Raw genomic sequence first — 15,941 nt, 5'->3', positions numbered from 1 at the left:
TGAACACAGGAGGCAATCGATGCGCAAGTTCATTCTCAATTCCAGCGTCATCAGCGCGATCGTCGGAGGCTGGTCCATCCTGCAGACGACGCGCAAGGGTCCGCGCGACTGGCGGCTGGCCCTGCAGTGGGTCAGCTGGGCGATCGCGCTCGCGGTCGCCATCGGCTCGGTCTCCTACGACTCGAAGGAGCTCGTCAAGGAGCAGAACGGCAAGAAGCGCGACCGCTGACCGCCGCACCCCTCTGACACGCCGCGTGCCCTGGGCCGCGGCGTGTCAGCGCGCTCCGGCGCCCTCGCCCCGGGACACTGGAGACTCAGCACGCGGCACGGGAAACGGGGTTCGTCATGAGGTTTCGTCTGAGGCGCCGCCAACCGGCCCCCGAGGTCGTCGCGGCCCCCGCGCTCACGCAGGACCAGCTCTTCGCCGTCGTGCACGAGCGCCTCTCCGCCTTCGTCGGCGCCGAGGGCGCCTGGGTCGTCACCCGGCGCAGCCATGACGACCGCGACCCGATCTTCCACGGGATGCTCGCCCGCTCGCTCGCCCACGAGCTGTCCGCCGCGATCCAGTCCGAGCAGCTGCGCGCCGGCGTCGAGGCCACCGCGAACCCGGTCACCTCCGCCATCCCCGTGATGCGCGCCTCCACTCCCCCCGTCACCGCGGAGCCGGCCGCCCCCGTCGCCGAGCCCGCCGCCCTCACCTGGGACCCGAAGCCGATCGCCGTCTGGGCCGAGCCCGACGCCGCGTCCGTCGCGACCTCCGCCGACGCCACCCGCTGACCCGAGGGTCCCCTGCCTGCTGAGCCCATCGGGTCTCGATACGCCGCTCCGCGGCTGCTCGACCAGCATGTGCCGGGTCAGAGCGCGTCGAGGATGTCGTTCTTCAGCGCCTCCGCGCGGGGTCCGAAGACCGCCTGGACGTTCTCGCCCACCTCGAGCACACCGGCCGCCCCGAGCGCCTTCAGCCGTGCCTGATCGACCAGCGAGCGGTCACCGACCTCGACGCGCAGGCGCGTGATGCACGCGTCGACGTGGACGAGGTTGCCGCGCCCGCCGAAGGCCGCGATGAGCGACTCGGCCTCGGACTCCGGCGGGTCGTTCGTGACGGGGGTCGGCTCCGGCGCTTCGACAGCGGCGGAATCGCCCTCGTCCACGCCGGAGACGACGTCCTCGCGCCCGGGAGTGCGCAGGTTCCACCTCGTGATCACGAGCCGGAACAGCAGGTAGTAGACGACGGAGTACACGACTCCCATCACCACGAGCAGCCCGACGTTCTTCGCGGCGGGCGCCGTGCCGTAGAGAAGCAGGTCGACGAGCCCGGCGGAGAACGAGAAGCCGAGGTGGACGTCGAGGAGGTCCGCGAAGGCGAGGGACAGACCGGTCAGCACGGCGTGCACGACGTAGAGCGGGAACGCCGCGAACATGAACGCGAACTCCAGCGGCTCCGTGATGCCGGTGAGGAAGGCGGTCAGGCCGGCCGCACCGAGGATGCCGATCGCGGCGGCGCGCTGCGAGCGGTTCGACACGTGGATCATCGCCAGCGCCGCCGCCGGGAGTCCGAACATGAGCACCGGGTAGAAGCCCGACGTGAGCGCGCCCGCCGTCGGGTCCCCCGCGGCGAAGCGGGTCAGCTCCCCCGTGACGACACCGCCGTCGGCGTTCGTGTACGAGCCCTGGAGGAACCAGACGTACGAGTTGAGGATGTGGTGCAGCCCGAGGGGGATCAGCATCCGGTTGGCGAAGCCGTAGACGAAGGCGCCGAGCGCCCCGGTGCCGCCGATGAAGGCTCCGAGACCGGTGAGGCCGGACTCGAAGACCGGGTAGAACCAGCTGAGACCGAAGCCGACGACGAGGCACGCGAGCGAGACGACGATCGGGACGAACCGCCGGCCGCTGAAGAAACCGAGGGAGGCGGGGAGCTGAACGGTGTGGAACCGGTCGAACAGCACGGCCGTGAGCAGACCGACCACGATCCCGCCGAAGACGCTGTAGTCGATCTGCGCCTGGTCGCCGGCGGCCGTCGTCCGCCCCGCCAGGACGATCGGCGACAGGACGGTGAAGACCTTCGCGAGCACGAGGTGGCCGACGACGGCCGCGAGCGCGGTCGAGCCGTCCGGCTTCCTGGTGAAGCCGATGGCGACGCCGACGGCGAACAGCAGCGGCAGGTTCTCGAAGAGGGCGCCGCCCGCCGCGCTCATGGCCGTGAAGAACGGGCCCAGGACGGGCACGTCGATCCGCCCGAGCAGGTCCGGCTGCCCGGTCCGGAGGAGGAGCCCCGCCGCGGGCAGGACCGCGATCGGGAGCATCAGGCTCTTGCCGAGGCGCTGCAGTCCGGCGAAGCCGCGGACGGCCGGGCGACGGCGCGAGACGGGCGCGCTCCCGGGGCGCGCGGTCATGCGGAGAGCAGAGGGTCGCCGGCGAGGACGGACGCGCCGTCCGCCGCGAGGACGTCGACGTGGTCCGCCGTGCACTCCAGCACGACGACGGGGACGACGGGCGGGAGTCCCGCGGCGACGATCGCGGGGACGTCGTAGGCCAGGACGGGAGTCCCCGCCTCGACGCGGTCGCCCTTGGCGGCGAGGATCGTGAATCCGACGCCCTTCAGCCGCACCGTGTCGATCCCGAGATGGACGAGCACCGCCCGACCGCCGTCCGCGACGACCACGAACGCGTGCGGCAGGACCTGGAGCAGGATCCCGCGGACCGGGGACATCACCTCGACGGCCTCAGCAGGAGGCTCGATCGCGACCCCCGCTCCCATCACGCCGGCCGCGAAGAGCGGGTCGGGGACGGCCGAGAGGGGCACGGCGCGCCCGGCGAGTGGGGACAGGACGACGACCACGGAGACTCCCTCGAACCGGAGACCGGCTCGTACTCGCCACCGGTCGCCGATCACAGTAGGTCGGCGCGGAGCCCGGCCGAGCTGTGGCGCGAAACGCCCTGCGCGCCGGCCGACGGGTCTCGATACGCCGCTGCGCGGCTACTCGACCAGCATGAACTCCCCTGCTGATCGATCGGCACTGCAGAGGGCGTCTCCGCTTCATGCTGATCGAGTAGCCCTCGCAGAGGGCGTATCGAGATCCCGCGCGCTCAGACGGTCGGCCAGCTCTCCGGGCCCTCGCTGCCGGCCGGGTACTCGTCCAGCGGCACGTCGTCGGCGCGCCAGGCGTCGATCGCCGGCTGGACGATCCGCCAGCACTCCTCGGCCGCGTCACCGCGGACCGACAGCGACGGGTCGTCGTCGAGGATCCCCGAGATGACCTCGCCGTAGGCCAGCAGCTCCCCCGCCCCGAAGGTCGCCTCGAGCGATGCGCGCTCGAGCGTGTAGGGGTCGCCGGGGCCGTTGATGTTCAGCTCGAGCGCCATCTGGTCCGGCGCGAGGAAGAGCCGCAGCACCGACGCCTCCGCCGTCCCGTGGAAGCCGGCCGGCAGGTGCGGCACCGGCTTGAAGCGGATGACGATCTCGCGCCGCCGCTCCCCCAGCGCCTTGCCCGAGCGCAGCGTGAACGGCACTCCCGCCCAGCGCCAGGTGTCGATCTCGACGGTCAGCTCGGCCAGCGTCTCGGTCTTGCGCGCGGGGTCGACGCCCTTCTCGTCCGCGTAGGCCGGCAGCTGGCGTCCGTCGACCGAGCCGGCGGCGTAGCGCGCCCGCCGCGAGCTCGCGGTCAGGTCCTCGCCCGCCAGCCGCGTCGCGCGCAGGACGATGCCCTTGGCGTCGCGCAGGTCCGCCGCGTCCAGCGTCGACGGCGGCTCCATCGCGACGACCGCGAGCACCTGCAGCAGGTGGCTCTGGATCATGTCGATCAGCGCGCCGGCGCCGTCGTAGTAACCGGCCCGCCCCTCCAGGCCCAGCTGCTCGTCGTAGACGATCGCGACGCTCTCGATGTGCTCCGCGGACCACAGCGGCTCGAGGATACGGTTCGCGAAGCGCAGCCCGAGCAGGTTCATCACCGTCGCGCGGCCGAGGAAGTGGTCGACGCGGTGCACGCGATCCTCGGGGACGAGGGCGGCGACGCGCGCGTTCAGATCGCGGGCGCTCTCCTCGTCGGTGCCGAAGGGCTTCTCGAGCGCGAGCACGGTCCCCTCCGGCAGGTCGTGCGCGGCGAGCGCGTCGCAGGCCTTCGCCGCGACGGCGGGCGGCAGGGCGAAGTAGATCGCGACCGGGCCCTCGCAGCTCGCGAGCAGCGCGGCGAGCGCCTCCGGATCCGTCACGTCCACCTGCTGGTACCGGGTCCCCGACACGAGGGCCTCGATGCCGGCGCCCGAGGCCGTCTCGGTCGCGAACGACGTGGTCACCACCTGGTGCCAGTGCTCCTGCGTCCAGTCCTCCTGACCGGCGCCGACGAGGTGCAGGCGGCGATCGGGCTCGCGGGTCAGGAGCTGACCGACAGCGGGCAGGAGGAGGCGGGCGGACAGGTCCCCCGTCGCACCGAGGATGAGCAGCGTGGAGACCGACTGAGGCATGCGCCACACCCTACGGCGCCCCCGCCGACGGTTTCCCGGCCTTGACGGGGGCGCGCCCCGGTCGGTGGTCCTCGGACCTCGCAGGAGCGCCCAGCGTTCTGCTGCCAGGATCAGCGCATGGTCTCCCCGATCGAGGACTACGCCGTCCTCTCCGACTGCCGCACCGCCGCTCTCGTCTCCCGCGACGGCGGCATCGACTGGCTCTGCCTCCCCCGCTTCGACTCCGCCTCGATCTTCGGTGCGCTCCTCGGCGGTGACGACCAGGGCCGCTGGTCGCTGCGGCCGGTGGACGCGGAGGCGACCGTCGAGCGGCACTACCTCGGCGACACCCTCGCGCTCGTCACCACCTGGACCACCGCGACCGGCGTCGTCGAGGTCACCGACATCATGCCGCTGCGCGACGACCGGGCCGAGCTCGTGCGCCGCGTCCGCGGCGTCTCCGGCACGGTGCGGATGCGGCAGGAGCTGCGGATCCGGTTCGACTACGCCCGCACGCTGCCGTGGGTGCGCCAGGAGGGGACGGACGAGGATCCGCTGCTCGTCGCCGTCGCCGGCCCGGACGCGGTCGTCGTCCGCGGCGTGCGCCTCTCGGCGACCGATCACGTGCACGCGGCCGAGTTCGACACGGCGCCCGGCGAGACGATCGACCTGTCGATGGCCTGGTTCCCCTCGCACCAGCGCGCCCCGAAGGTGCTCGACGTCGACAAGGCGATCGAGCGCACCGTCCGCTGGTGGACGGAGTGGGCGGGCGCGATCCGCTACGACGGCCCCTACCGCGAGGCCGTGGTCCGCTCGCTGCTCACCCTCCGCGCCCTCACCGACGACCAGACCGGCGGCATCGTCGCCGCCGCGACCACGTCGCTCCCCGAGGAGTTCGGCGGCAGCCGCAACTGGGACTACCGCTACGTCTGGCTCCGTGACGCCTCCCTCACCCTCGAGGCCCTGCTCGCGCACGGCTTCGAGAAGGAGGCGCAGAAGTGGCGCGCCTGGCTGCTCCGCGCCGTCGCCGGAGCCCCCGAGGACGTCCAGATCATGTACGGCCTCGCCGGCGAGCGCGACCTGGCCGAGCGGGAGATGCCGAGCCTGCCCGGCTACGACGGCGCCTCGCCCGTCCGGATCGGCAACGCGGCCGTCGACCAGTACCAGGCCGACGTCATCGGCGAGGTGATGGTCGCCCTGCACGAGGCGCGCGCCGCCGGAGTGGACGAGACCGAGTTCTCCTGGCCGCTGCAGCGCGCGCTGCTCGGCTTCGTCGAGAGCAACTGGCAGCGGCCCGACAACGGCATCTGGGAGATCCGCGGCGAGCCGAGGCACTTCACCCACTCCCGGGTGATGATCTGGGCGGCGCTGGACCGCGGCGTCCGCGCGGTCCGCGAGCACGGCCTCGACGGTCCGGTCGAGACCTGGGAGCGGCTGCGCGACACCGTCCGCGCCGAGATCGAGGAGCAGGGCTTCGACTCCGAGCGAGGCCACTACGTGCAGTCCTACGGCTCCAGCGAGGTCGACGCCTCCCTGCTCGTCCTGCCGATGGTCGGCTTCGTCGCCGCCGACGACCCGCGGATGCTCGGCACGGTCGCCGAGCTCGAGCGGGCGCTGATGCACGACGGCCTGCTGCACCGCTACCGGACGGAGTCCTCGGTCGACGGCCTGGCCGGCGGCGAGCATCCGTTCCTCGCCTGCTCGTTCTGGCTGGTCAGCCAGTACGCCGCCTCCGGCCGCCTCGACGACGCCCGGACGCTGATGGACCGCCTCGTCGGGCTCAGCAACGACGTCGGGCTGCTCTCGGAGGAGTACGACGTCGAGAACCGCCGCCACGCGGGCAACACCCCGCAGGCGCTCTCGCACCTCGCGCTGGTCCAGGCCGCCGACGCGATCGCGGCGCACCGGTGAGCGCCCGGCGTGTCGCGCCGCGTCGGCGCCGCCCTCTCCGGATCGTCCTGCTGAGCCTGGGCGGGCTCGTCGCGGTCGCCCTCCTCGCCTTCCTGACCTGGTCCTCGATCGTGATGGGCCCGGACGCCGAGGCCCTCGCCCGTGTCGACGCGGATCCCGCGGTCGCCGTCGAGCGCACCGACACCGCGATCGTGCTGACGCCGACCGATGACGCCGGCACCGCCCTCGACGGGGTCGGGCTCGTCTTCGTCCCGGGTGCCAAGGTCGACGCCGCCGCCTACGAGGCGACCCTCGCGCCGCTCGTCGAGGCCGGCGCGAGCGTGGTGATCACCCGGCCGATCCTCAACCTGGCCTTCTTCGACCTCCGCTCGCTCGAGAGCTTCACCGCGCAGGCCGGCGGCGTCGACGAGTGGCTGGTCGGCGGCCACTCCCTCGGCGGCGTGAAGGCCTGCCAGTGGGGCGAGGACCCCGAGGTCGCGGGTCTCGTGCTCTTCGGCAGCTACTGCGCGAACGACCTCTCCGCGTCGGCGCTGCCGGTGCTGAGCGTGAGCGGCTCGGAGGACGGCCTGAGCACCCCGGAGAAAGTCGCGGCGGCGAGCGACCAGCTGCCCGCCGACGCGCACTTCGTCGAGATCGACGGCGCCAACCACGCCGACTTCGGCTGGTACGGCCCGCAGCCGGGCGACGGCACCGCCACGATCAGCCACGAGGAGGCCGACGCGCGGATCGCCGAGGCGCTGCTCGCCTTCGCGTCCGACCAGGCCTGATCCGGGCCCGGCCGCGGCCGCGCTCAGGCGCGCGGGCGGCCGTCGCGGTCGGGCGTCTCGCGCAGGTCGATCAGGCCGGTGAAGAGCGCGCCGCGCTCGTTCGACTGCTGGTCGCCCGAGAACAGGTTGTCCGGCGCCGAGCGGGTGCGGCTGCGCGGTGCGGGCGCGGTGCCCGCCTCCTCGTGCTGCATCTCGACGCGCTGGCGCGGCAGGGCGATCGGGTCGCTCTCGTGCAGCCAGGTGACCAGCCGCTCACGGACGTAGCAGCGCAGGTCGAACAGCGTCGGCGCGTCCTTCGCGGTGACGAGCACGCGGATGCGGACGTAGCCGCCGACCGCGTCGGTCACCTGCAGGACGCTCACCCGGTGATCCCAGAGCTCGGTCTCCTCGAGGATGCGGTGCAGCTCGGTGCGCATCTCCTCGGGGCGCACGCGCCAGTCGAGGTCGAGCTCGACGGCGCCGAGCAGCTCGGAGCCGGTGCGGGTCCAGTTCTGGAACGGCTGCGTCGTGAAGTAGTTGGTCGGCAGCACCAGGCGGCGGTCGTCCCAGAGGTGCACGACCACGTAGGTCAGCGTGATCTCCTCGATCCGCCCCCACTCGTTCTCGACGATGACCACGTCGTCCAGGCGGATCGCGTCGCTGAAGGCGAGCTGCATCCCCGCGAAGATGTTGGTCAGGCTCGACTGCGCCGCGAGACCGGCGACGATCGAGAGCACACCGGCGGAGGCGAGCAGGGACGCCCCGGCGGTCCGCGCCTCGGGGAAGGTCAGCAGCGAGGCGCCGATCGCGATCACGACGACGGCTGCGACGGCCACGCGCCGGATGATCGTCATCTGCGTGCGCAGGCGCCGCGCCCGCCGGTTGTCGGCGGTGTCGGTGCGGTAGCGCTCCGCGCCGAGGTCCTCGAGGAAGACGAAGGTCGCGCCGACCAGCCAGGCGGCGGTGCCGATCGTGGCGATCTGGAAGATCCGGTCGACGAGCCCCGGCCAGGTGTCGCCGGAGACGGTCGCGGCGAGCGCGGCCCAGACGGCGATGGTGAGCAGCAGCACGCGGAACGGGATGCGCACCCGGCGGATCAGCAGCCGCGCCCAGGTCTTGCGCTTGCCGATCGAGCGGATGATCAGGGCCACGACCGCGGTCACGACGACGGCGATCACGACGGCGATCAGGACGGCGAGGGCGATGGAGCCGACTTCTTGCAGGGCGTCTTCGGGCACGGCGGTCCTTTCGGGAGGGGGACGGGCGCGCACCATCGAGCGGATCGGACGAAGAGGGCAGCCTCCCACGGACGAGGCGGGGAGCGCAGGGAGCGCAGCCGCACGTTGCGGGGATGCCCAGGCGGAGAGCGGCGGCGTCGCGCGCTCCGGAAACGACGAAACGCCCGCCGGAGTGGCGGGCGTCTCGAGTGGTGCACCCCCTCGGACTTGAACCGAGAACCCACTGATTAAGAGTCAGTTGCTCTGCCGATTGAGCTAGAGGTGCGTGGTGACCGGCGAATCGTGCGTGCCGAACCGAGGGATCACATTACCAGCGCCCACCCCCGTTTCGTCAAATCGGCACTCGGACACCCCGCTCGCTGCCGATCGAGCAGTCCGCGCCTCTTGCTGATCGAGCAGCCCGCGCAGCGGGCGTATCGAGATCCACCGGGTCCGGACGGCCGGTCGCCAGAACCCGTCCCTCGGAGGCGGAGGGTCTCGACACGCCCCTCCGGGGCTGCTCGACCAGCATGCAGTGCGCCCCTCCGGAGCTGCTCGAGCAGCAGGGAGACGCGCGTCCACACTGCGCTGGCACCAGGCCATCGGCGGGGTCGCTCAGTATCGTGGACGCGTGACCCTCGACGACGACCTCCGCCTCGCCCTCCGCCTCGCCGACGCCGCCGACGCGATCTCGCGCGAGCGCTTCCTCGCGCTCGACCTCGTCGTGGACACCAAGCCCGACAGCACGCCCGTCTCGGACGCCGATCGGGCCGTCGAGGAGGCGATCCGCGCGATCCTCGCCGCCGAGCGCCCCGACGACGCGATCCTCGGCGAGGAGTTCGGCACCTCCGGCGACGCCGCTCGGCAGTGGATCCTCGACCCGATCGACGGGACGGCGCACTTCGTCCGCGGCGTCCCGATCTGGGCGACGCTGATCGCTCTCGCGATCGACGGCGTCCCGGTGGTCGGCGTCGTCTCGGCCCCCGCCCTCGGCAAGCGCTGGTGGGCCTCGAAGGGCTCCGGCGCCTGGGTCGACGAGAGCCGGGCTCCCCTGGGCAGCCTCGACCTGCCGGACGGCCTGCGCGGCGTGCTGGTCGCCCCCGCCGCGGAGGAGCCGCGCCGCCTGCAGGTCTCGCGCGTCGCCTCCCTCGCCGACGCCACCTTCAGCTACAACAGCATCCAGCAGTGGGACGGCGCCGGCCGGCTCGAGCAGCTGCTGGAGCTCGCCCGCACGGTCTGGCGCGACCGGGCCTACGGCGACGCCTGGCCCTACATGCTCGTCGCCGAGGGCCTCATCGACGGCGCCGGCGAGTTCGACGTGAAGCCCTACGACCTCGCCGCCCTGGTGCCGATCGTGCAGGAGGCGGGCGGCCGCTTCACCTCGGCCGACGGCGAGGACGGCCCCTGGCACGGGAGCGCCGTCGCGACGAACGGCCACCTGCACGACGAGGTCCTCGCGATCGCCGCCCGCCGATGAGCCGGCGCCGCTCGGCTCTCCTCGCCGCGGTGCTCCTCGCGGCCTCCCTGCCGCTCGCGGCGTGCTCCTCGGTCGTCGGCTCCGGCGGACCCGACGCGGTGCGCGACGAGACGGGAGCGGTCGTGACCGCGGGCACCGTCGACCCCTTCTCGATCGCCAAGGGCGACTGCCTCCAGGAGCCGGACGACGACCGCGTCGCCGACGTCGAGGCCGTCCCCTGCGCCGAATCGCACGATCTCGAGGTCTTCCACGTCTTCGCGCAGCCCGGCGACGACTACACGAGCCGCAACACCCTGCTCGCCCAGGCGGACGCGGGGTGCGAGCCCGAGTTCGGGGCCGTGATGAGCATCGCCTACGGCGACTCCGCCCTCGAGTACCGCAGCTTCGTGCCGTCCGAGGTCAGCTGGCGGCACGGCGACCGCGCGATCCTCTGCGCCGTCTTCGACCCGGCGACCGGAGCGAGCACCGGCAGCCTCTTCGGTGCCGCGCGCTGAGGCGGGAGGCCGGTGCCCCGGCCGACGCGGTCAACCCCCTCCGCCCGTCGTTTGACAGCACCGCAGCGCGCGCGCATCGTGGGAGCACGGTCGGACACGGCCGACCAACGGCTCGGGGGCGCCGCGATGCGCTTCAGGAGTCGGCTATGCACGAGCACGCGGGAGACACCCCGGAGAGCCCCGAGCCGGAGCGATCGGCGACGACGGAGCACGTGCTCCGCCCGGCGGACACCCTCTTCACCCGCCTGCAGCAGCAGAGCGCGCTGCTCGCCGCCGCCGAGGCACTGGCCGGATCGTCCGACGACGCGGTCCGGCGCTGGGGCCGGCTGGTGCACGACTACGCGCTGATCTCCGACCGGGTGGTGTCGGTGCACGGCGACGCCGAGGAGGCCGTGCTCGGCTGGCTGAAGCCCCGCGGCGTCGTCGCCCTGCTCGTCACGGAGGACTGCGTCGACGACCACGCGGTCGAGCACCTGGCGGCGGCCCTCGGGGCGATGAACGCAGTGACGCTGACCGTGGACGGCGAGCGCTCCGACCGCCTCGCGCCCCTCACGAGCGCACTCGAGCGGCTCCTGCCGAGCGCGTTCGCGGAGCTGCGCATCGATGCCGAGGCGCGCTACCCGGTGGGGGCGACGGCGGCGGTCCTCACGCGGCAGCACCTCTACCGGGCCTGGACTCCGCCGCTGACGCTGGACGCGCCCTCGGGTGGGGACGTCCGCGACGACGACGAGCGCCTGGCGCTGCTGACCCTCTACGGGCGGGTCCGTCAGCTCGACGTCCGGCCGGAGTGACCGGACCGGCGCAGCATCCGTACCGTGCAGCATCCGTACCGTGCTGCATCCGTACCGTGCAGCAGCAGCCCCGTGGAGCAGCCGCTGCGGCGGGAGCGCGTCCTCCTCGTGTGCGACGACGACCGGTGGTGGAGATGGGGGGAATCGAACCCCCGTCCATCGCTGTGATTCTGCGCCTTCTACGGGTGTAGCCAGTGAGAGCGTTCTGCTCGGCCCCGACCGTTACCACTGGCGCATCGGTCGACGGGCCCAGCCCGAGTGCAAGTCCCGCGTCGCCCTCAGGCGTAACGACGCAGCAAGTCCTCTAGATGACGCCAGGATCCGGGGCGAGGACGCACCCACGGGCTGACGGACTATCTACTCTGGCTTAGGCAGCGAGAGCGAAGTCGGTGCGCTTCTGTTCGGCACCTGTGTTTTTCAGAGATCGTTAACGAGATAACCCTGAATCCTCGACCCGCTTCTCGCAGTTTCGCAGGCGATGTCGAAACCGATCATCCCCGCGAGCACTCGCCGGCCGATGGCCGGGTGGAGTGGGTCGTCGTCGCACACTGTGGAGTTACGAGAGAAGAGTCTACCTCGTCGAGCGGGCCGTGACCCGTCGACGGCGCAGATCGAGCAGTCCGAGCACCAGCGCCAGCGCGATCAGCCCGAGGGTGACGAAGTAGCCGTTGCGGAAGGCGTCGTGGTACTGGTCGAGCCCCTCGGCCATCCCGGCCTCGCTGGCGAGAGTGGCGAAGAACACCGCCGAGGCGCAGGCCGTGCCCACCGCCGTGCCGACGCGCTGCCCGAGCTGGCCGACCGAGCCCGCGACGCCGCCCTGCTCGGGCGAGATCTCGGCGAGCGTCAGCGTCTGGTTCGGCGAGACGACGAAGCCGCCGCCCGCGCCGGCGACCAGCATCGCCGCCCCCATCCCGTACGCCGCGGTCTCGGCCGGCAGCAGCTCGGCCGCCAGAAGCACCAGCGTGAAGCCGATCACGACGAGCACGATGCCCAGCACGACGAGGGCGCGCCCGTAGCGCTGGACGAGCTTGCCGCCGTACCAGGCGGTGACCGCCGAGCTGAGGGCGAACGGGATGCTCACCATCCCCGCGAAGACCGGCGCGAGCCCGAGCCCCTGCTGGAGGAAGAGCGTCGTGAGCAGGAACGTCGCCGGGATCGCCGCGAAGTAGGACGTGGCGACGAGGATGCCGTTGCGGTACGAGCTGGTGCGGAAGATCCGGAAGTCGATGACCGGCGTGCGGTCCTTCGCGGCGTAGTGCGCCTCCCACTTCACGAAGGCGTACGCGGCGACGACGGCCAGCAGCAGCCAGAACCAGCGGAAAGGCGAGTCCGTCGAGGCGCCGGTGGTCAGCAGGAACGGCAGCATGAAGGCGAAGATCGTGACGCCCAGCAGCAGCAGGCCGACCGGATCGAGCGAGGTGTCGCCCTGCGGGGTCCGCTGCACCTTCGGCAGCAGCTTCCAGGCGAAGACGAGGGCGGCGATGCCGAGCGGGATGTTCATCCAGAACAGCAGGCGCCAGCCGTCCTGCTCGCCGCCGATCGCGATCAGCAGACCGCCCAGCGTCGGGCCGAAGGCCGTGGAGAGCCCGATCACGGCGCCGAAGACACCGAAGGCGCGGGCCCGCGCCGCCCCGGTGAACAGCTGCTGCACCAGGCCGAGCACCTGGGGCATCTGGATGCCGGCGGCGACGCCCTGGACGAAGCGGGCGACCACGAGCAGCTCGATGGTCGGCGCCACGGCGCAGAGCAGGCTCGCGAGGGTGAACGCGGTGAGCCCGACGAGGAACAGCAGTCGCCGCGACTTGATGTCGCCGAGCCGACCCGACGGCACGAGCGAGAGGCCGAACGCGAGCGCGTAGCCCGCCACGATCAGCTGCAGCTGGCTCGGGTCCGCAGAGAGCGACTTCTCGATCGAGGGCAGCCCCACGTTGACCTTGGACAGGTCGAGGATCGTGAAGGCGGCGACGGAGACCGCGACGGCGAAAGCCCGCCAGCGCGTCCTCTCCTCCGCGGCGGTGGTCGGCGCGTCGGGAGCGTTGTCGGGAGAGGTCACGACGTCCAGTCTCTCAGGACCGCAGGGCACGCCTCCCCCGCTTGCGGGACGTCGGCGCGGGCGCCCTACTCGCCCATGCGGCGGCGGGTCGACATGGCGCGGTCGGCCTCGCGGCGGTCCTGGCGCTCGCGGAGCACCTGGCGCTTGTCGTAGTCCTTCTTGCCCTTGGCGACCGCCAGCTCGACCTTGGCCTTGCCGTCGCTGAAGTAGAGCGAGAGCGGGATCAGCGTGTACCCGCCCTCCTTCACCTTGTTGTGGATCTTGAGGATCTGCGCCTTGTGCAGCAGCAGCTTGCGCTTGCGCCGCGGCGGGTGGTTCGTCCAGGTGCCCTGGGCCCACTCGTTGATGTGCACGGCATCGAGCCACGCCTCGCCGCCGTCGACGAAGGCGTAGCCGTCCACCAGCGACGCGCGCCCGTTGCGGAGCGACTTGACCTCGGTTCCCGAGAGCACGAGTCCCGCCTCGTAGGTGTCCTCGATGAGGTAGTCGTGGCGCGCCTTGCGATTGGTCGCGACGACCTTCTGTCCCTGTTCCCTGGGCACGGCTGCTCCTTCGGTCCGAGAGCGATGGTGGGCCACCCCGATCGGGGCAGCCCACCAGTATACGGCCGCACGCGGCCGATCGCGCCGGGCGGTCTAGACCCGCAGGTACCGCGCGATCGCCACGTTGGCGGAGATCGCCGCCAGGATGATCCCCACCACGATGAGGATCGGCACGACGATCAGGGCGTCGTCCACCCCGACGAAGGACGTCAGCGGGATCCGGTAGGCGAGGAAGCCCTGCACGAAGAAGACCACGATCGCCACGACCGCGACTCCCGCGAGGATCGAGCCGAGCAGCGCCGCGAACACGCCCTCGAGGATGAACGGGGTCTGGATGAACCGGTTCGACGCGCCCACGAGCCGCATGATGCCCAGCTCCCGTCTCCTCGAGAACGCCGACAATCGGATCGTCGTCGCGATCAGCAGCACCGCCGCCACGAGCATCAGCATCGCGATGCCGATGGCCGTGTAGCTGGCCGCGTTGAGGATCGAGAAGATCTGATCGAGGTACTGCTTCTGGTCGGTGACGCTCTCGACCCCCGAGACGCTGGACAGGCTCTCCACGAGCACGTCCGACTGCGTCGGGTCCTTCAGGTTGATCCAGAAGGTCTGGTTGAGCAGGTCGGGCGTGACGTACTCGGCCACGGGGTTCCCGGCGAACTGCTCCTGGAAGTTCGCGTAGGCCTGGTCGTGGTCCTCGAAGTAGGAGCGGTCGATGTACGGCGCCAGCGTCGCGCCGGCGAGCTGCGTCTCGACGGTGTCGATCTGCTCCTGGGTGGCGTCGGACCCGCTGCAGTTCGCGCCGCCGGAGGTAGCCGTGCACATGTACACGGCGACCTGGGCCTTGTCGTACCAGAAGTTCTTCATCTGGCCGATCTGCATCTGCAGCAGGATCGCGGTGCCGACGAAGGTGAGCGAGATGAAGGTCACCAGGATCACCGAGACGACCATGGAGACGTTGCGCCGGAGGCCGCTCGAGACCTCCGACCAGATCAGTGCGTATCTCACTTGACGGGTCCTACATCCTGCTGGTCGTCCCCGGACTCGTCGCCCTCGCCCGCGTGGGCGCGCAGCCCCAGGCGGGCCGCGAGCGACTCCTCGGGGAGGGCCCCGGTGTCGGCGGGGAGGTAGATCGGGCCGGTCTGGCTCTGCAGCTCGACCACGCGCGGCGAGACGGGGGTCTCGGCCGGAGCGGGGGGCGGCGGCGGCACGACCGGGTTCGACCGGGTGGTGGGGCGGGCGGGAGCGACGTGGGTCTCGGGCGCGGCGGCCGAGCGTCGGCCCTCCGGGACGCGGGGCTGAGGCGCGGTCTGCTGCAGGCGCGGGCGCGCGAACGCGGCGCCGTGCTCGGGGAGCTCCGGAGCGGCGGCGGCGGGCGCCGGGTCGCGGCGCAGGTCGACCTCGGGGACCTCGGCGGGCGCGAGGGCGCTCTCGGTGATCACGGGGACGGCGATCGAGGAGGTGGTCGTCGGGTGGTCGTCGGCCGCGACGACCACGACGCCGTCGTGCACGACGGTGATGCTCTCGGTCTGGCCGTAGCCGCCGCGGCTCTCGTCGCGGACGATGCTGCCGGCCGAGAGCTCGATGACGCGGCGCTTCATCTGGTCGACGATGCCGGCCTCGTGGGTGGCCATGATGACGGTCGTGCCGCCGGCGTTGATCCGCTCGAGCAGGGCCATGATGCCGGCGCTGGTCGTCGGGTCGAGGTTTCCGGTCGGCTCGTCCGCGAGCAGGACCGCCGGCTTGTTGACGACGGCGCGGGCGATGGCCACGCGCTGCTGCTCACCGCCGGAGAGCTCGTGCGGCAGGCGCGCGGCCTTGCCGGCGAGGCCCACCATCTTGAGCGTGTCGGGGACCGCCTCCTGGATGTAGCCCTTCGACTTGCCGATCACCTGGAGGCTGAAGGCGACGTTGTCGAAGACCGACTTGTTCGGGAGGAGCCGGAAGTCCTGGAACACCACGCCCATGTTGCGGCGGAAGTAGGGGACCTTGCGGCTCGAGATCTTGCCCAGGTTCTGCCCGAGCACGTGGATCGAGCCGGAGGAGGGCCGCTCCTCCTTGAGGATCAGGCGGAGGCAGCTGGACTTGCCGGACCCGGAGGCGCCGACGAGGAAGACGAACTCGCCCCGGAGGATCTCGAGATCGATGGCGTTGAGGGCGGGTCTCGTGCCACCCCGATACTGCTTGGAGACGTTGTCGAAGCGAATCATGTCGGTACGAGGGTAAGCGACGATCCCGGAGAGTGACCCGTCCGGGCGCCCGGCGCGTCG

15 protein-coding genes, 1 tRNA gene and 1 other RNA gene are annotated in these 15,941 nt (G+C 71.9%); 7 read left to right on the top strand and 10 right to left on the bottom strand.

The features are described from left to right. Window positions 1–19: 19 nt before the first annotated feature. Both HRK28_RS12940 and HRK28_RS12935 read left to right on the top strand, forming a co-directional pair. Window positions 20–229, top strand: coding sequence for a hypothetical protein (locus tag HRK28_RS12940; RefSeq protein WP_123447985.1), 210 nt, complete (start codon window positions 20–22; stop codon window positions 227–229). A gap of 116 nt (window positions 230–345) precedes the next feature. Beyond that, window positions 346–777: a hypothetical protein gene (locus tag HRK28_RS12935; RefSeq protein WP_173251854.1), complete on the top strand. Its 432-nt coding sequence runs from the start codon at window positions 346–348 to the stop codon at window positions 775–777. A 77-nt stretch (window positions 778–854) separates the two neighbouring features. On the opposite strand, the gene HRK28_RS12930 is transcribed toward HRK28_RS12935, so the two are convergent. From HRK28_RS12930 to HRK28_RS12920, 3 genes are all read right to left on the bottom strand, one after another. Then, entirely contained in the window at window positions 855–2,393 is a 1,539-nt protein-coding gene (locus HRK28_RS12930; protein ID WP_173251853.1) for a PTS transporter subunit EIIC, read from the bottom strand. Next, the gene (locus HRK28_RS12925; protein WP_173251852.1) at window positions 2,390–2,839 is read right to left on the bottom strand and encodes a PTS glucose transporter subunit IIA; all 450 of its coding nucleotides are present in this window, start codon (window positions 2,837–2,839) and stop codon (window positions 2,390–2,392) included. Before HRK28_RS12925 ends, HRK28_RS12930 begins: the two co-directional genes overlap by 4 nt. Window positions 2,840–3,087: 248 nt before the next feature. After that, window positions 3,088–4,461, bottom strand: a complete 1,374-nt coding sequence (locus HRK28_RS12920) for a glucose-6-phosphate dehydrogenase (RefSeq protein ID WP_167306051.1) — start codon at window positions 4,459–4,461, stop codon at window positions 3,088–3,090. Between the two features lie 117 nt (window positions 4,462–4,578). Here HRK28_RS12920 and HRK28_RS12915 point away from each other — a divergent pair, with 117 nt between their 5' ends. Together HRK28_RS12915 and HRK28_RS12910 are read left to right on the top strand one after the other, a co-directional pair. Beyond that, entirely contained in the window at window positions 4,579–6,351 is a 1,773-nt protein-coding gene (locus HRK28_RS12915) for a glycoside hydrolase family 15 protein (protein ID WP_173251851.1), read from the top strand. Continuing rightward, complete coding sequence (locus HRK28_RS12910; RefSeq protein WP_173251850.1) at window positions 6,348–7,118, top strand: alpha/beta hydrolase; 771 nt, start codon at window positions 6,348–6,350, stop codon at window positions 7,116–7,118. The genes HRK28_RS12915 and HRK28_RS12910 overlap by 4 nt, the downstream gene beginning before the upstream one ends. A 23-nt stretch (window positions 7,119–7,141) precedes the next feature. Here the strand turns inward: HRK28_RS12910 and HRK28_RS12905 are convergent, their stop codons facing one another. Together HRK28_RS12905 and HRK28_RS12900 are read right to left on the bottom strand one after the other, a co-directional pair. Beyond that, complete coding sequence (locus HRK28_RS12905; protein WP_367948415.1) at window positions 7,142–8,335, bottom strand: mechanosensitive ion channel family protein; 1,194 nt, start codon at window positions 8,333–8,335, stop codon at window positions 7,142–7,144. A gap of 189 nt (window positions 8,336–8,524) precedes the next feature. Continuing rightward, a tRNA-Lys gene (locus HRK28_RS12900) sits at window positions 8,525–8,600 on the bottom strand. Between the two features lie 345 nt (window positions 8,601–8,945). Here HRK28_RS12900 and HRK28_RS12895 point away from each other — a divergent pair. From HRK28_RS12895 to HRK28_RS12885, 3 genes are all read left to right on the top strand, one after another. Beyond that, entirely contained in the window at window positions 8,946–9,791 is an 846-nt protein-coding gene (locus HRK28_RS12895; RefSeq protein WP_173251848.1) for an inositol monophosphatase family protein, read from the top strand. Continuing rightward, on the top strand, window positions 9,788–10,285 hold the full coding sequence (locus HRK28_RS12890; RefSeq protein ID WP_160090370.1) for a septum formation family protein: 498 nt from the start codon (window positions 9,788–9,790) through the stop codon (window positions 10,283–10,285). The genes HRK28_RS12895 and HRK28_RS12890 overlap by 4 nt, the downstream gene beginning before the upstream one ends. 146 nt (window positions 10,286–10,431) lie before the next feature. Continuing rightward, on the top strand, window positions 10,432–11,076 hold the full coding sequence (locus HRK28_RS12885; RefSeq protein WP_173251847.1) for a hypothetical protein: 645 nt from the start codon (window positions 10,432–10,434) through the stop codon (window positions 11,074–11,076). A gap of 126 nt (window positions 11,077–11,202) precedes the next feature. On the opposite strand, the gene ssrA is transcribed toward HRK28_RS12885, so the two are convergent. The 5 genes from ssrA to ftsE form a co-directional block, all read right to left on the bottom strand. Further along, window positions 11,203–11,575, bottom strand: a transfer-messenger RNA (tmRNA) gene (gene ssrA / locus HRK28_RS12880). A gap of 72 nt (window positions 11,576–11,647) precedes the next feature. Further along, the gene (locus tag HRK28_RS12875; RefSeq protein ID WP_167306052.1) at window positions 11,648–13,129 is read right to left on the bottom strand and encodes an MFS transporter; all 1,482 of its coding nucleotides are present in this window, start codon (window positions 13,127–13,129) and stop codon (window positions 11,648–11,650) included. A gap of 65 nt (window positions 13,130–13,194) precedes the next feature. Continuing rightward, entirely contained in the window at window positions 13,195–13,671 is a 477-nt protein-coding gene (gene smpB / locus HRK28_RS12870; protein ID WP_123447996.1) for an SsrA-binding protein SmpB, read from the bottom strand. Window positions 13,672–13,764: 93 nt separating this feature from the next. Then, on the bottom strand, window positions 13,765–14,679 hold the full coding sequence (ftsX, locus tag HRK28_RS12865; protein ID WP_173251846.1) for a permease-like cell division protein FtsX: 915 nt from the start codon (window positions 14,677–14,679) through the stop codon (window positions 13,765–13,767). After that, window positions 14,676–15,881: a cell division ATP-binding protein FtsE gene (ftsE, locus tag HRK28_RS12860; RefSeq protein WP_173251845.1), complete on the bottom strand. Its 1,206-nt coding sequence runs from the start codon at window positions 15,879–15,881 to the stop codon at window positions 14,676–14,678. Before ftsE ends, ftsX begins: the two co-directional genes overlap by 4 nt. Window positions 15,882–15,941: the final 60 nt, after the last annotated feature.

This window comes from Rathayibacter sp. VKM Ac-2835, from assembly GCF_013266705.1.
In the GTDB taxonomy this organism is placed as follows: domain Bacteria; phylum Actinomycetota; class Actinomycetes; order Actinomycetales; family Microbacteriaceae; genus Rathayibacter.
This window is presented reverse-complemented; position numbering and strand designations above follow the sequence as displayed.

Coding starts and splice junctions, on each gene's coding strand:
- HRK28_RS12885 (WP_173251847.1), top strand. CDS start 10,432: ATGCACGAGCACGCGGGAGACACCCCGGAGAGCCCCGAGCCGGAGCGA.
- HRK28_RS12930 (WP_173251853.1), bottom strand. CDS start 2,393: ATGACCGCGCGCCCCGGGAGCGCGCCCGTCTCGCGCCGTCGCCCGGCC.
- HRK28_RS12915 (WP_173251851.1), top strand. CDS start 4,579: ATGGTCTCCCCGATCGAGGACTACGCCGTCCTCTCCGACTGCCGCACC.
- ftsE (WP_173251845.1), bottom strand. CDS start 15,881: ATGATTCGCTTCGACAACGTCTCCAAGCAGTATCGGGGTGGCACGAGA.
- HRK28_RS12920 (WP_167306051.1), bottom strand. CDS start 4,461: ATGCCTCAGTCGGTCTCCACGCTGCTCATCCTCGGTGCGACGGGGGAC.
- HRK28_RS12935 (WP_173251854.1), top strand. CDS start 346: ATGAGGTTTCGTCTGAGGCGCCGCCAACCGGCCCCCGAGGTCGTCGCG.
- HRK28_RS12940 (WP_123447985.1), top strand. CDS start 20: ATGCGCAAGTTCATTCTCAATTCCAGCGTCATCAGCGCGATCGTCGGA.
- HRK28_RS12890 (WP_160090370.1), top strand. CDS start 9,788: ATGAGCCGGCGCCGCTCGGCTCTCCTCGCCGCGGTGCTCCTCGCGGCC.